Below are 15,661 nucleotides of genomic sequence, written 5' to 3' on the forward strand. Positions count from 1 at the left end.
CAAATTTCAACGCAGACAATGCAAATATAGGTACTTATATCGGTCTGACAAGAAGTGATATAAAAGTTTAAAATAGCCAAGCAAATTTTGTATTGTTAAATAGCGTTACGAACAAATAGTCGTTTACAGGACAATGAGAATGGAAAATAATTTTGAAGGTTTAAAAGTAATGGTAATTGATGATTCAAAAACCATTCGCCGTACTGCAGAAACTTTATTACAAAAAGCGGGCTGTGAAGTAGTGACCGCTATCGATGGTTTTGATGCATTAGCAAAGATTGTAGATAACAATCCAGATATTATTTTTGTCGACATTATGATGCCACGTCTAGATGGATATCAGACTTGTGCGCTGATAAAAAATAACCCTGATTATGCCAATAAACCGGTAATCATGTTGTCATCTAAAGATGGTCTATTTGATAAGGCACGTGGTCGTATTGTGGGTTCTGATGAGTATCTGACCAAGCCATTTAGTAAAGATGAGCTTTTTGATGCTATTAATCAGTACCGTTAATCGAATAAATATAGACTTACAGGGAGTGATTGATATTATCGCTCCAGATTATTCAATACTGAATAATTATGATTAAAGAATGGCTACCAGTCGATTTATAAGTGCTATTTTTAATCATTTTATCTGAACCATATATCAATATATCTTCACAGATATTTTAGAACTTAAAGGAACCTCCTATGACTACCGTTTTAGTCATTGACGACTCGCCATCAGAAATGGCGAAATTTCGCGATATGCTTGCCAAAAACAACTTCCAAGTGTTGGAAGCGACCAATGGTGAGCAGGGTTGCCAAATGGCAGCTGAACATTTACCAGATGTAATCCTGATGGATGTGGTAATGCCTGAAATGAATGGTTTTCAAGCCACGCGTAAGATCACCCGCGGTAAAACCACTGCTCATATCCCTGTCATTATGATCAGTACTAAAAATCAAGAAACAGATAGAGTTTGGGGCAAGCGTCAAGGCGCCAAAGAGTATATGAACAAACCAGTTGATGAAAGTGGATTGGTCAATATGATTCGCAAAGTGATGGAGTAACTTGTGGCTTCTAGAGGATTTATTGAGCTTCTGCGTTTAGCAGATTTGGCACGCGCGCGCAAAAGCGGTCGCCGCGGTGGCCAAGAGTTTGATTGGCAAGGTGTGGTATTTGAAATTGGTGGGCAGCGCTTAGTTGCCCCTATGGGTCAGGTATCAGAGGTATTATCTATGCCAGAATATACTAGCCTACCTCTAGTAAAGCCATGGATGCTAGGTATTGCCAACATTCGTGGGCGACTATTACCTTTAACGGATTTGTCGCATTTTTTGCAAGTACCTAGTCGCTTGACACAAATGAGCCAACGGAAAGTTATCGTCATTGATTATGACAATAACTTTTCAGGACTGCTGGTGGATCAAGTACTTGGTATCGAACAGTTCACACAAGAACAGTATCGTCCAGAAGCCATAGATCCAGAGTCGCCGTTTGCGCCTTATAACCATGGCAAGTTTTTCAAAAACGACCAAGACTGGTATGTATTTATGCCAAGTTTGCTCGCACAAGATCCTCAGTATTCAGATGCTGCGATATAGCTATTAACTATACAATACCTGTCTATCAAGTAACGACAGAGAAATAGCGACTGACATAATAGGGTTCGATGTCAGCATTTATACAGGCTTTGCTAATCATTGTTTAGATAACAATACGATTGTCAAAGTCAGCCACAATTAGACTTTGATGACTGTTTGAAAGGAAGACGCAAGATGAGTGATGTGATAAAAAAACCTGTAGCTGGTATGGCTAAAACATCAGCAGATGGCAAAGACGCTGATGGTACTTGGAAGCTATTGTTAGGATTCTTTGTTCTATTAAGTTTGGCTTGTCTGATTTGGCTAGTTAATTCGCTATCATCGGTAAGTCAGTATTTCGATAGTTTCAATCAATCCGTTATCTTGCCAGCGGCTGTATTTGCAATCGGCGCATTAGGGATTCTGTTCGCTTTGTACCAGCTACTGAAACACCGTGGTGGATCAGAGCGATCACTTATTGAGAAAGAAACCTTGCGTCGTCGCCAAGAAGCAGAAGCTGAGTCTGAGCGAGCGCGTCAAATCCAAGAAGAAAACGAACGTAACCAGATCGCTATTCTACGTCTGCTGGATGAGTTGGGTGATTTGGCAGAGGGTGATTTGACCGTTAATGCGACTGTATCAGAAGATTTTACAGGGGCGATTGCCGATTCAGTCAACTTTGCAATTGACCAATTACGACAGCTGGTACTGGTTATTAACAGCACTGCTGACCGAGTATCGCAATCTTCAGATCAAACGCAGATGAATGCTGTTGAACTGGCTGAAGCTTCTGAACACCAAGCGCAAGAAATTGCTGGAGTATCAGCTGCTATTAATGAGATGACTGTCTCAATTGATCAGGTTTCAAATAACGCTGCAGAATCTGCAACGGTTGCTCAGCGTTCAGTTGCTATTTCTCATAACGGGGCAGAAGTTGTACAACGCTCTATTGAGGGTATGAACGTTATTCGTGACCAGATTCAAGAAACATCAAAACGTATTAAGCGCCTTGGTGAATCTTCGCAAGAGATTGGTGATATCGTTGGACTAATTAACGATATTGCTGACCAGACCAACGTTTTGGCATTGAACGCTGCTATTCAGGCATCGATGGCAGGGGAAGCGGGCCGAGGCTTCGCGGTTGTTGCTGATGAAGTACAGCGTCTGGCTGAGCGTTCAGCAAATGCTACTAAGCAGATTGAAACATTGGTAAAAACCATTCAGGCTGATACCAACGAAGCAGTTATGTCGATGGAGTCAACAACTTCTGAAGTTGTACGCGGCGCACGCTTAGCAAAAGATGCAGGTGAGGCGCTAGAAGAGGTACAGAGCGTTTCTAACACCTTGGCTGACTTGATTCAAAACATCTCAAATGCTGCATTACAACAGGCTGAGTCTGCTGGTCATATTTCTCACACCATGAACATCATTCAAGATATTACCTCACAAACTTCTTCTGGAACGATGGCAACAGCTCGTTCTATTGGTGAGCTAAGTGAAATGGCAGCAGCACTACAGGAATCGGTAACAGGCTTCAAAGTATCGAACGACGACGAGCTAGTAGATTATGAAGTGTTGGATACGGAAGGCGCATTGAAAGAAAGCGTTTAGTGATTAGGTATTCTTTTAGAGCAAGATCGATAGCATTTGGTTTTTCTGCATATTGGACAAGGTTGCTGCTGTAAGAGTGATAAAAAGAAACCGTAATCATAGTAGATGATTTATCTAGCATAGATGGTGTTAATAAGCCAAATCATCTGCTTATACAGTTGATCTGACATTGGGTAATACTTTGATGAAAGTCGACAGTTTGGATGTGCAGCGATGGCAGAAGTATATAGAGCAAGAGACAGGATTTGTGCTACCAGACATACAGCTACAGTGGCTGGCTAATGCAATTGATTGTACGGCGATGTCGAATGGATTGAGCGTTCAGCAATTATGGTATCAACTATCGAAAAGTGATGAGTTGCGTCAGCAGTTGCTGGATAAAGTACTCATTCATGAGAGTCGCTTCTTTCGACATAGACCCTCTATCGACTTTGTTACAGAATATGCATTGCAGCATCGTAAAGCGGACAACATCGATAGTTTGTTTCGTATTTGGAGTGTTGGCTGCGCAAGTGGACAAGAAGCTTGGTCACTGGCCATGAGCTTGGCCGCACAGCGATGTCAAGGCTATAAAATATTAGGGACAGACATCAGCGAAGAGGCTATTAAAAGTGCACGGTTGGGGCAATACGATAACAGGCAGCAAACTTTAATCCCGCAACCGTGTCAGCCGTTTGTTCAGCCGCTACCTTCTAAGAGTACATCAAACAGATTGAAGCCTAGCACATCAGAAGCGGCTAATAGTATGCAGGAGAGTTGGCAGGTAGCGCATGTATTGCAGCCACACGTCAATTTTTCTGTACATAATATTATTGAACAAAAACCACCCACTACGCATCTTCAGAATGTGATTATTTGCCAAAACATGCTGCTATATTTTCGTAAATTTGATCAGCGTGATATTTTGGCACGGTTATCAGAGCAATGCGCGTTAGAGGGATATATTGTATTGGCTCCAGGTGAGGCGTTGTTCTGGCGTCCTTCAAATATGCGCCGCATTGCGCACCCACAGGTTAATGTGTGGCAAAAAATTAGTGCCTAAATTAGTGCATAGACGAGTTAGGATAAACCTATGAAAAACCAGCCCAATGACATAGTGACGTTTCAGTGGTTGCTACCATTATTCAATCAGCAGTTATCACAGATATCTGACGGTTGGAAATTAGGTGAATCTAGCATCGATAATGAACAGATGACACCAAGTTATCATCAGATTAGCGGTGCGCTCATCATGCTTAAACTACCTTTATTAGCAGATGTTGCTAGTAAGTTGAGTCAACTTGCAGGATTAAGAAATTATGATGATTTTTCTATTAAAGAGCGCCGTATAGGTCAGTTCTCTCATCGATTGTTGCAACGAGAGATCAATCAGTATGCGCGTACAGGGATCTATCATATAGAGCTGATAAACAGGGCAGTTGATGAGCTGACCCAAGCTTTGTCTCAACGAGACATAGAAACTGACATTCCTGTAAAAATTAGTGATATTCAGCATGAATACACGAATGATCATGCGAATAACGAAAATATTATCAGTAGTATTGAAGTGGCCGTGCCTACACAACAAGCTACCGCTAGCTTGACAAGTGAACAGTGTCAGCAGTTGCTACTCGTATGGCGTCAGCAAGTACAAGCATTACTGCTCACTAATACAAATCAGTCATCAGCACTCAGTACCTTAGAAAAAGCTAGCCAGTATCTTAGGCAGACAGCACAAGATAGTGGTTTACAAAGACTATGGTGTTTGACTGAGTTATTGCTAAGTGATCTGGCTCATAATGAGACGCCACTTCCTGAGCGTTATGCACCATTATTAGGTCAGCTTGATCAAGTTATAGAATCTTGTGCCCAGTCAAATGAAGTACCTTCAACTATAGTTGTAAGATTGACCACCGCAATCTATGTCGAATTGAGTTATCTAGCGCACAGTAGCAAACGTACTCAGTCTATTTTGGATAAAGTATCTCAAAGTAGCACGACAGCGTCTCGTTTTTTACCGCAATTATTAACTCAGCTCGATGCGCTTATTTTCAAACTGGATGATCCAGATAGCTTGGTAGCTCCTTTACAACATATCAAAGAGCAGCTCAAAAACCGAGGCTGGACTTACTACGTGTCTCAGGTGGAATCAATCCTTGCAGATTTAAAACAGTCTCTCGTATCAGAAACAAGTTTTGCGCAAGAGCAGTGGCAAATTGAACGCAAGCTGCAAGAGTTATACAACGCTATTTATAGCACTGAGCAAACTATTTCTCTTAAGATTGGTGATGCAACCTCTTTCGCTACTGTGCCTGAAGTGATAAATAGTAACGAGACAGAATTAAAAGGTAAACATGACTCTATTCCTACCGATGATGGCCTACGTGAGCTTCGAATTGCAGTAGAAGAGATAAAGCAAAACTTCAACGACTATATACAACACCAAGATATTGGGTTATTACCAGCGTCTACTGATTTTACCAGTATTGGTCAAGCCTTTGACGATATGGAATTGCCAGAAATTCGTCATACTATGGATGATATTGGTAGTTTATTTACACAGTTAACTACTCGTAATATTACTACCCCGAGCTGGAGTTTGGTGCAGGCGTTGGCTGAGAGCTTAACGTCTATTGAGCTATTACTTGATTATCTTGCGCAGCAGGTTTTCGACCAGCAGTTGCTCACTTTAGCAAATACACATACGGCCAGAGCAACACAGCTTCTTGATACTGATATCGAATCACCAGCAATGCTTAACGAGACTGTACTCACTCAAGAGTCAGCTGCGACGAATGTTGTACGTTACGATGATAGTGGCGAGATCAGCCCTGTTATCAATATAGACGATGCAAATGTAGTTGAACAAGATAATGTGAGTCTGTTCAATAGTACTGAAAGTGATGCACTAAAGCAGGCTCGTGAACACGTGAAGCCTGATAGCTTTGAAACAGATGAAGATGTCCACGATATCTTTATCGAAGAAGTGACCGAAATTATCACTGATCTTGAAGATTTCCTTCCTATCTGGGCGCAAGACTCACAAGATCTAACCTCATTGACTGAAGTGCGTAGAGGTTTTCACACTCTAAAAGGCTCAGGTCGTATGGTTGGTGCCTTTAGTATCAGCGAAATAGCATGGTCAATCGAAAACCTACTCAATCGTTTATTAGATAAAACATTGCCAGTAATAGATGATGTGGTAAATCTAGTGGTTGATACCACAAAAATTCTACCAGCATTGGTAGCAGATTTTTCAGCGCAGCGACCACCAAGCTTTGATCCTGCTATTACTATTTTACAAAGTAGTAATCTTATGAGTCAGCAGCCGGTCAACACTGGACTGACGACAGCTGAACTTGCTCCTAAAGAGTTTATGTCAGAGGATGTAGAATTAGAAAAATCGCTATTAGAAATTGATGATGTTGATAACGACTCTAATAACGATAGTACCGAATTGGTTACTGACTCGAATAACGAAGACGCAAATATTAATAAATATCTATCTACGTTAGATATTCCAGAAAGTCTTGTACCTTTTATTAGAGAGACTGATCAACTACCAGCTGATGCCGACGATGCAGATCCTGATATCAAAGAGATATTTATAGAAGAGGCCAATGAAGTATTGGCAGAAATTGTGCCGTTGTATGAAAGCTGGCAGAAAAATTCGACCGATCTAGAAGGTTTAAAGGATATTCGCCGTGGTTTCCATACCTTGAAAGGTTCGGGCCGCATGGTAGGCGCTAACTATACAGCTGAACTAGCATGGTCTATAGAAAACATGCTCAACCGTATTCTAGATAACAGTGTCGCTATCTCAGCTGATATACGTCAGTTGATTACAGATGTACTGACAGCTTATCCTAACATGCTCATAGCATTTGAACAGGGTACTCAAAACTATCCAGCTGTAGTTTCAGTGTGGATTGCGTGTGCTGATGCGTATAGCAAACAGCAAGGTAATGGGTTTAGTTATTCTGCGTTGTTTGCACAGTCAGTAAGTAGTTCTATAGATAAGATTGAAGAAACAATGCCATTGTCTGATACGACTGAAACTGGCAATGCTTATGATGATAATAGTAATGAAGCAATAGACTCTACTTTACAGACCTTTCATTCAGTCAATGAAAAAATGGCAGAGGCAGCGGTTGTCCTTACCCCTCAAACTGAGGAAGAACAAGCATTTTGTAAGATATTTATTGATGAAGCAGAAGAGCTGCTTGATTGTATTGAACAGTTTGTCAAAGACAATACAGAACAGCATCATATAGAAATCACAGATGAAATCGTACGCGCATTTCATACTTTGCGCGGCGCTTCGGGTTCTAGTGCTTTGGTCGCTATCAGTGAAGTCAGTGCGACCATCGAGCATAGCTTGGAGTCATTACAACAACAAGATATAGGCATGAATGCTCAGCACTTAGCAGCATTAGCCCAGTCAGCCACATTAATAGAGGGTTATCTAAACAACTATAAGCAAAATGTAGAGCAGCATGATGCATCAACAGAGGACGATGGTTCGCAGAGTCAGCATGATATAGCGTCATTGCAAGCTATGCTTGGTGAGCAATACGTGGCTAATGACACTACTGTCATGACCAATAAGAAACTGACGATAGAAGAGTTATTAGACAGTAATATTGATACGTTGCTCGATGCTGAGTGGGAACTAGATGATGCGTTGAATCATACTGAAATAGAGCATATTCAAAGTTATATAGAGCAGCAAATCTCTCAAATAGATTCACTCATGAGAAAAGCACAAGCATTTCCAAAATTTGTCACGATTTTAGATGAGCTGGGTAATGCGTATCGTTATTTAAGTAATCATATCGATATAGCTCAAAACCAAGATATTCAAGCGATATTGCATGCAGGTCATGCTCAGCTGATAGGCTTGTTTGATGCCTTAGCTGGAAGTACCTCCTTAAAAATAGATAAACAAGTCATTGATGATCTACAGAGTATCTATCAAGAAAGTAATGACAATGAAGACGTTGGCTTCATCGTTAGAGCCGTTCCAGCAGCTGACCTACAGTTTGAAACCATTGACACTGATATTGAGCTATTAGAAATATTTTTAGAAGAAGCACAAGAGCTTGATACTGCACTAGATGAAAGCTTCAATAAGTGGCGTGCCGATATCACCAATATCAATTCGCTAAAGGTTCTACAGCGTCATTTGCACACGATTAAAGGTGGTGCACGGATGGCGGGTATCCGTAGTATTGGCGATTTGACTCACGAAGCAGAAAGTGTCTATGAGTCGTTTGTAGAGAACCGAAGAGCGCCAACCGCGCAGTGGCTTGAAATCATGCAAATGGTGCAAGACACGATGTCACTACAAGTGATGCATATTGTGAGTCATAAGAAATCTTTCTTTACTCCAGAGCTCATTGAACAGTTGCGCCAGCTTGAAAAAGCAAAAACGTTACCAGAGGTAATCGATCTAGTCATACCAGTGCCAAAAAATCATTTTGAACCTACAGAGCGTAGCATTGCTGCCAATGTTGTTGACAGTGATAATGAGGTATTGAGTACCCTAAGTCTGGATAGCATGATTAAACAATCATGGGCTAACGGACTTCCTGATCCTGATATATTAGCGGTATTTTTAGAAGAGGCAGAAGAGCTTACCAATCGTAATAAGTATCTACACTTGTTCTTAAAAGACACGAGTAATACCACAGCGTTGCAAGCGCTCCAACGTGACTTGCATACCATAAAGGGTGGCGCACGAATGGTCACTGCCTCTGGTATTGCTGACTTGGCTCACGAGATGGAGTCGGTTTATACAGACTTTGTCAGTAATCGACGTCCAGCCACCAAAAAAGTATTAGAGTTGCTGGTTGCAAGTCATGACTGGCTGGCTGATGCAGTATTTATTCTTCAACAACATGTTAATCCACCGACGCCTACGCTATTAATTGAGGCGTTGGAGCAATTTGGTAGAAACCCTGATAGCCTAAAAACGATACCTAAAGAGTCTCTACAAGCCCAGCGTGAAGCAATCTTGATTGCCAAAGAAAACCAAGATTCACAGTATCTTGCAAAAGATATCAGTGAAATGCCGTCTATGCTTAGAGATACTCACGAGGAAGATCAGGGCACTAGTAGCAATGAGATGATTCGTATCTCGGGTGGTTTGATTGAGCACATGGTTAACTTGTCTGGTGAGTCAGCGATTAACCGTGCTCGTATCGATATGGGTATCAGTAGTCTAACAAACAGTATTGAAGAGATGGGTACGACAGTACAACGCTTGGCAGATCAGCTACGTCGTATGGAGATCGAGCTAGAAGCACAGATTTTGTCTCAGATAGATGAGGAGCTCATCGACAATGAAGACTTTGACCCTCTAGAGATGGATCAATACTCCTCTTTGAATCAGCTGTCTAAATCTTTAACAGAATCGGCCTCGGATTTGGTTGATATTAACCATACATTATTAGAAAAGACACGTGATAGTGAAAGCCTACTGCTACAGTTGTCTCGTACCCAGACTGAACTGCAAGATGGTTTGATGAATTCACGTATGGTGCCATTTACGCGCTTGACACCACGTCTTGAACGTATCGTACGTCAAACAGCTAACGAGCTTAATAAGTCTGTTGAACTGTCCATCATTAATGCTGATGACGAGATGGATAGAACCATCTTAGAGCGCATTACGTCACCGCTTGAGCATATGTTACGTAATGCTGTCGACCATGGTATTGAAACCACATCGACCCGTCTAAAGTCAGGCAAAGAGCGTAGCGGCCGTATTACCCTTGAAGTGCATCGTGAAGGTAGTGAGATCGTCATCCAATTAACAGATGATGGGCGAGGCATTGATGTTGAAGCAGTACGTAGTAAAGCCATCTCTCAGGGGCTAATTGATGCAGACGATAATAGTCTGTCAGACCTTGATATTATGCAATATATTTTCAACGCTGGATTGAGTACTAGTCAGCAAGTGACTCAGATCTCTGGACGCGGCGTTGGTATGGACGTTGTTATTAGTGAGGTTCGCCAACTAGGTGGCTCAGTATCCGTCGTTTCAGAGTTGGGTAAAGGCTCTAGTTTCACAATGCGTCTACCATTGACGGTAGCCGTGTCTGACGCGTTGGTTGTTCGTGCTGCAGATCGCTACTACGCGATTCCATTGGTACAGATTGAGCGTGTGGTTCGAGTGAACCCAGAGAAGCTCTATGACTATTATCAATCAAATGATGCCACATTGAGTTTTGAAGACACAGAGTATCGAGTACGCTATCTAAATGAAATTTTATCAGGTAATAAGTTAAACGAATTGGTTGTAAATACCAATACCAGCTTACCGCTTATCATTATTAAAAACCGTACTGGACAGAACATTGCTTTGCAAGTGGATCAGATTGCAGGTTCGCGCATAGAAGTTGTTGTCAAACCTTTAGGCCAACAATTATCAAATATTCCAGGAGTTTCAGCTGCTACTATCATGGGTGATGGCTCGGTCATGCTCATCTTAGATCTGATTGCTCTCATGCGTAATGCGCAATTGGTCAAAAACATTACGAAAGCCGTTGATGCCAAAAGAGGGCGCATAGAGTCCAAACCTACTATTCTAGTCGTCGATGACTCCGTGACGGTACGTAAAGTAACCTCACGCTTCTTAGAGCGCCAAGGGTTCAATGTGGCAGTCGCTAAAGATGGTATTGATGCAATTGAGATATTGCAAGATATGACACCAGACATGATATTGCTTGATATTGAAATGCCTCGTATGGACGGCTTCGAGGTCGCCACTCAAGTCAGACATAATAGTCGTCTAAAGCAAATTCCAATTATTATGATAACGTCACGTACTGGCGAAAAGCATCGTGAGCGGGCCCTAGAGATTGGCGTAAATGACTACATGGGCAAACCATTCCAAGAAAAAGAGCTGCTTGATAAAATGCAAAAATTACTAGGTGAAGGGGTCAGCCTGACTAATGAAGGATAATGCACGTGTTTTAGCGCTGCGAAAAAAAAATAGAAACGACATTAAAGTGATGGTGGTGGCAGAAGACCATCGCCAGCGCATGGCTTTTTCAGATACGGTACGTGGTTTCGGCTTTATGCTAGCCGGCTGTGTGTCACGAGCACAGTGGCATGAAACAGGTGAGATTTCTAACTCAGCTATCGATATTTGGCTGATAGACAGTGATTATGATGACAGTGTGGCAATAGCGACGGCGGCATCCAAACCAGCAGCAGTACTGGTTGGCTTCAGTCAAGCACCGTATCTAAACGAATCCCAAGAATATGCAAAGTGGCAACGTAAGTTAAAGCGTAAATTTGCCCAACTGCTTGACTTGCCAACACTGATAGATGCTCCAGCTTACAAGAGTGCTGATACTGACTGGCATTATGTCGTATTTTTGGGTGCTTCTATGGGTGGCCCTAGTGCGGTTAAAGAGTTCTTAGATAATGTGCCAGCCACACTACCAATTTGTATTTTATTGGCACATCATTTCAATCAAGCTATGATTGGTACGTTGCCTCGCATACTTAACCGTCATAATGACTGGCGCTGTAAGATTATCGCTTCTTCACAGCGGCTACGTGCAGGAGAGTGTCTGATAGTGCCTATTGATAAGCAGGTTGTCTGTGATTCAACGGGTCGCGTGATACTATTGGATCAAGATTGGCATGGTGAATATAAGCCTGCAATTGGGCAGCTGCTCAAAAATACCAGTGATGTTCATGGTAGCGAGCTTATTAATATTATATTTTCAGGTATGGGTAATGATGGCTCTCAGTATCTAGACTTAATCCAAGATAATAACAGTCAATTATGGGCACAAGATCCGAGCTTGAGCGCATGTCCAAGTCAACCTCAGGCTATCATTGACTCAGGGTATTGCAATTTTGTTGGTAGCCCTACCGATTTAGCAAAAAAACTAACCGATTACATTGGTGAAAGGGCAGCTAGCCATTCACATTAACTTATTGCGAGTGACGTATGACACAAATTTTAAAACATTCGTTTGAGGCTGTGAGTCTGTTGACTACCAACAACGGTATGCTTGACGTTACTATTGTTCCAGCAGCTAACCAGCCGGACTGGATCATTCCAAGCAGCCTAATTTTGAGTGTGAATGAGTCCCAGCAGCAGGTTTCTAGATACGACTGGAAACAACAAGATTTGGCTGTATTTCATTTGCTACTGCAAGATCAAATCCCAGACAAAATGGTTGTTTTGGAAGGTAATACGACTGATCACCGTTTTGCCTTACAGACGGCAGGTGATTTGCGTCAGCTGCAAGCACGAATTTCTGAAGTGAAAGATGTAGAGACACCTGAACAGTTTAGTACTGCCAATGGCGAAGATAGGGAAGAGTACTTTGATAAAAATGACGTCTCATCCTACCTATACCAAACAGTGATGATTGATGACGAAATCTACTTAGTGCCAGATTTGGATAAAATTGCCTATCACCTGATTGATTCGGATAGCTAGATTCTTATCGTTATTTAAGGTATTCTCCATTCTATAAATAGTAAGCCAGTAATGTTAATGACTTCATCTCTTGAAGAGCATTAGCTGGCTTATAAAATTGATTAGAGATAATTCCTGATAAAGGTAGTAGAGTCACTCATGAATAATGCCAACTCGAATGTATCAAAGTGGTCGGTTAGTAGCCGTATTTTTCATTGGATTAGTGCAGCTTTACTGTTAGTCACATGGATAATGATACTGCTATATGAGAATTTAGATAGCAATCTGTTTATTGGATACCATAAAGCGTTCGGCGTGAGCTTGTTATTTTGGATGATTGCCCGAGTCATCAACCGCATTTTTACTAAGGCACCACCACCGTTAGCCATGCCAAAATGGCAAATGCTCGTATCTCAGCTGTCACATTTTGCTCTCTATGCCATACTGATTGCTATGCCAATGGTTGGCTTACTAATGGCAGTATATGGCGGTCGACCGGTTGATATTTTCGGTATCTTTCAGATACCTGTATTCGTGACCCCAGATAGAAGCTTGGCTCGTTTTTATAATAACTTGCATACTGAGATTATCTGGCCAATGATTATTGGTTTTACGGTATTGCATATAGCAGCCGCGTTATACCATCAGTTTGTCAAAAAAGACAATCTTATTGCCCGTATGAAATAATCTATAATCGATAAACATTAAAAAGCCCCAAGTATCAAACTTGGGGCTTTTTTTGTTCATTGTAGAAATACGTACTGTTAGAATGCTATTTCTTATGCTCAGGCAAATTAATATTCATCTCTAACACATCTAAGCTGTCTTCAGAACGATGGTTAATATTGACATCATCAATTTGCACACCGTTAACGTATTTGTTCACAACTTCTAAGATTTCACGTTTCATTTTTTCGATACGATCAACCGTTAAGCGATTGTTCAATCTGTTTTCGCTAGCAACGATAACTTTTAAACGCTCAGTTGCTAAATTTGCGCTACCTGCGTTACTGTTGTCGTCAGTACCAAATAGGCTACTCCAAAATCCTTTTTTCTTAGTCATCATTATCCCCCAAACCAGCGCTGTAATAGACTCTTTTTCTTCACGTCAATATGACGTAGTGGACGCTCTTCACCCAAGAAACGGGCGACAATGTCTTCATAACATTGACCAGCAACAGAGTCGGTATAATGAATAACTGGTTCGCCATGGTTGGACGCTTCAAGCACTGAATGGCTCTCAGGAACAACCCCAAGTAGTGGAACTTTTAGAATATCATTTGAGATAGTATCGATATCCATCATCTCATTGGCAGCCGCACGTTCAGGATTATAACGAGTGATAATCAAATGCTCGCGAACAGTGCCTTGGTTCTCTTCTACTTTTTTCGTCTGACTTTGCAGAATACCGATGATTCTATCTGAGTCACGCACTGAAGAGATCTCAGGGTTAGTGACAATAATAGCTTCGTCCGCATGATACATCGCTAGCTGTGCACCGCGCTCAATACCAGCAGGCGAGTCACAAATGATATAGTCAAACTGTTTAGAGAGTTCAGCCATTACCTCTGATACCCCTTCGTCTGTCAATGCGTCTTTATCACGCGTCTGACTGGCGGGCAGGATATACAGGTTTTCAAGCTGTTTGTCTTTGACAAGTGCTTGCGACAAGCGCGCGTTTCCAGTGATGACATCTACGAAGTCATAAACAATTCTGTTTTCGCAACCCATGATTAAGTCTAGATTACGTAGACCTACATCAAAGTCGATAACAACTGTTTTATAGCCACGTAACGCCAAACCAGCGGCAAAAGAAGCACTTGTCGTGGTTTTACCCACACCGCCTTTACCTGAAGTGATTACAACTATCTTCGCCACAATGGCACACTCCTATGAATCAATGGGATATCTTTTATATAAATAGCAAAATTACATGTTATTTACCTAACATATATACACTATCTTCGAAGCTAGCCTAGCATAAATAAACAAAAATTTATAGCAGCTCGATACTAAAGCAGAAAAACAACCTATGTATCGCTCAATTAGCCTCTCTGCGTGGTATTGATAGGGTCATAACTATGGTTTTTGGCTTGTCGAATAGAGCAGCTTAACTACCTTAGTTTTCTATAAAGTCACTTCATGGTGTATTATTTTTAATGGTGTCTTAAGCTTCATCCATCACGGTAAATACTAAGCCTTCGCCTTCTACGAATTTTACTTGCACCGACTTGTCGATGACATGCTCAGGTAAGTTGTCTCGCAAGCAATAGGTTCCTGCTACTGACACCAATGAAGGATTAAAGACTTGGCAGAATATACGGGCATCTTTATCCCCTGTTGCGCCTGCCACCAAACGCCCTTGTGCACGGCCATATACATGTAAGCTATTGTCAGTAATCGCTTCAGCCCCGCTATTAATACTACTGGTCAAAATCAAGTCGCCGCCAACGTGATTGAGGCTTTGTCCTGAACGCAGCATTTGATCATAGATTAAGCTAGTAATATGCTGAGTACTTACCAACGTTTCGGTGGGCATATTAGACAGTGTGGTTTCAGTGGCGGGTTCGCTCGTGGTAGAAGTATCATCGACGTTGTTAGCATTAATTGCTTCGGCGTTATCGTTTTCTGGTGATGGTTGGGTTGGTATAGGCGCTTTTTTACTTGGTAATATACGCTCAATACGCTTACCATCTGCTGGAAATATCGCTAAGCGCTGCTCACGTGCTTGCGCATCAAGCATACCTGTCACTACGCCAATAGGCTGCAATCCCCATGCCCATAACAGCTCTACTAGTGCTGATAAATCCTGCTCAACGTCGCTATCAATAAGGATAGGGATATTGCTCGATTTATTGCTGAGCGTTTCAGTTAGCTGAGCTTCTATAGCTGCTAGATCGCTTGTACTAAACTGTACGCGTGAAAACGTCAGCATCTTGCCGTAGAAAGCTAGCGCTGGTGCAGTCTGGTTATCGTTAGCTGAAACTGTCATATACAAACCCTTAAAAATAATTCTGTCACGGTATTATGTCTCTTATTACATTATGCTAT

General features: G+C 41.7%; 11 protein-coding genes and 1 pseudogene. 9 read left to right on the top strand and 3 right to left on the bottom strand.

Features of this window, described 5'->3' with window-relative positions:
- The first annotated feature begins 139 nt into the window (after positions 1-139).
- From pilG to QL886_RS10365, 9 genes and pseudogenes are all read left to right on the top strand, one after another.
- Positions 140-517 (top strand): twitching motility response regulator PilG, encoded by a 378-nt coding sequence (gene pilG, locus QL886_RS10325; protein ID WP_057761576.1) that lies wholly within the window; start codon positions 140-142, stop codon positions 515-517.
- Between the two features lie 179 nt (positions 518-696).
- Positions 697-1,059 (top strand): response regulator, encoded by a 363-nt coding sequence (locus QL886_RS10330; protein WP_057761573.1) that lies wholly within the window; start codon positions 697-699, stop codon positions 1,057-1,059.
- A gap of 3 nt (positions 1,060-1,062) precedes the next feature.
- Positions 1,063-1,593: a chemotaxis protein CheW gene (locus QL886_RS10335; protein WP_160022438.1), complete on the top strand. Its 531-nt coding sequence runs from the start codon at positions 1,063-1,065 to the stop codon at positions 1,591-1,593.
- Positions 1,594-2,082: 489 nt separating this feature from the next.
- Positions 2,083-3,183, top strand: a pseudogene (locus QL886_RS10340) (methyl-accepting chemotaxis protein); the annotation flags it as partial.
- 184 nt (positions 3,184-3,367) lie between these two features.
- Positions 3,368-4,225, top strand: a complete 858-nt coding sequence (locus QL886_RS10345; RefSeq protein ID WP_290178648.1) for a CheR family methyltransferase — start codon at positions 3,368-3,370, stop codon at positions 4,223-4,225.
- Positions 4,226-4,255: 30 nt separating this feature from the next.
- Positions 4,256-11,131: an Hpt domain-containing protein gene (locus QL886_RS10350; RefSeq protein WP_290178649.1), complete on the top strand. Its 6,876-nt coding sequence runs from the start codon at positions 4,256-4,258 to the stop codon at positions 11,129-11,131.
- Positions 11,121-12,116: a chemotaxis protein CheB gene (locus tag QL886_RS10355; RefSeq protein ID WP_290178650.1), complete on the top strand. Its 996-nt coding sequence runs from the start codon at positions 11,121-11,123 to the stop codon at positions 12,114-12,116. The genes QL886_RS10350 and QL886_RS10355 overlap by 11 nt, the downstream gene beginning before the upstream one ends.
- 17 nt (positions 12,117-12,133) lie before the next feature.
- The gene (locus QL886_RS10360; protein WP_290178651.1) at positions 12,134-12,631 is read left to right on the top strand and encodes a hypothetical protein; all 498 of its coding nucleotides are present in this window, start codon (positions 12,134-12,136) and stop codon (positions 12,629-12,631) included.
- 138 nt (positions 12,632-12,769) lie between these two features.
- A complete protein-coding gene (locus QL886_RS10365) occupies positions 12,770-13,297 on the top strand; it encodes a cytochrome b (RefSeq protein ID WP_238069332.1) in 528 nt (175 codons plus the stop codon).
- A gap of 85 nt (positions 13,298-13,382) precedes the next feature.
- Here QL886_RS10365 and minE read toward each other — a convergent pair whose 3' ends face one another.
- From minE to minC, 3 genes are all read right to left on the bottom strand, one after another.
- The gene (gene minE, locus QL886_RS10370; protein ID WP_057762631.1) at positions 13,383-13,673 is read right to left on the bottom strand and encodes a cell division topological specificity factor MinE; all 291 of its coding nucleotides are present in this window, start codon (positions 13,671-13,673) and stop codon (positions 13,383-13,385) included.
- Positions 13,674-13,675: 2 nt separating this feature from the next.
- Positions 13,676-14,488 (bottom strand): septum site-determining protein MinD, encoded by an 813-nt coding sequence (gene minD, locus QL886_RS10375; protein ID WP_057761560.1) that lies wholly within the window; start codon positions 14,486-14,488, stop codon positions 13,676-13,678.
- A 289-nt stretch (positions 14,489-14,777) separates the two neighbouring features.
- On the bottom strand, positions 14,778-15,602 hold the full coding sequence (gene minC, locus QL886_RS10380) for a septum site-determining protein MinC (protein WP_290178653.1): 825 nt from the start codon (positions 15,600-15,602) through the stop codon (positions 14,778-14,780).
- Between the last annotated feature and the right edge of the window lie 59 nt (positions 15,603-15,661).

The organism is Psychrobacter sp. APC 3281 (assembly GCF_030407815.1).
Classification (GTDB): Bacteria; Pseudomonadota; Gammaproteobacteria; order Pseudomonadales; family Moraxellaceae; genus Psychrobacter.

Coding starts and splice junctions, on each gene's coding strand:
- pilG (WP_057761576.1), top strand. CDS start 140: ATGGAAAATAATTTTGAAGGTTTAAAAGTAATGGTAATTGATGATTCA.
- QL886_RS10330 (WP_057761573.1), top strand. CDS start 697: ATGACTACCGTTTTAGTCATTGACGACTCGCCATCAGAAATGGCGAAA.
- QL886_RS10345 (WP_290178648.1), top strand. CDS start 3,368: ATGAAAGTCGACAGTTTGGATGTGCAGCGATGGCAGAAGTATATAGAG.
- QL886_RS10350 (WP_290178649.1), top strand. CDS start 4,256: ATGAAAAACCAGCCCAATGACATAGTGACGTTTCAGTGGTTGCTACCA.
- QL886_RS10355 (WP_290178650.1), top strand. CDS start 11,121: ATGAAGGATAATGCACGTGTTTTAGCGCTGCGAAAAAAAAATAGAAAC.
- QL886_RS10360 (WP_290178651.1), top strand. CDS start 12,134: ATGACACAAATTTTAAAACATTCGTTTGAGGCTGTGAGTCTGTTGACT.
- QL886_RS10365 (WP_238069332.1), top strand. CDS start 12,770: ATGAATAATGCCAACTCGAATGTATCAAAGTGGTCGGTTAGTAGCCGT.
- minE (WP_057762631.1), bottom strand. CDS start 13,673: ATGACTAAGAAAAAAGGATTTTGGAGTAGCCTATTTGGTACTGACGAC.
- minC (WP_290178653.1), bottom strand. CDS start 15,602: ATGACAGTTTCAGCTAACGATAACCAGACTGCACCAGCGCTAGCTTTC.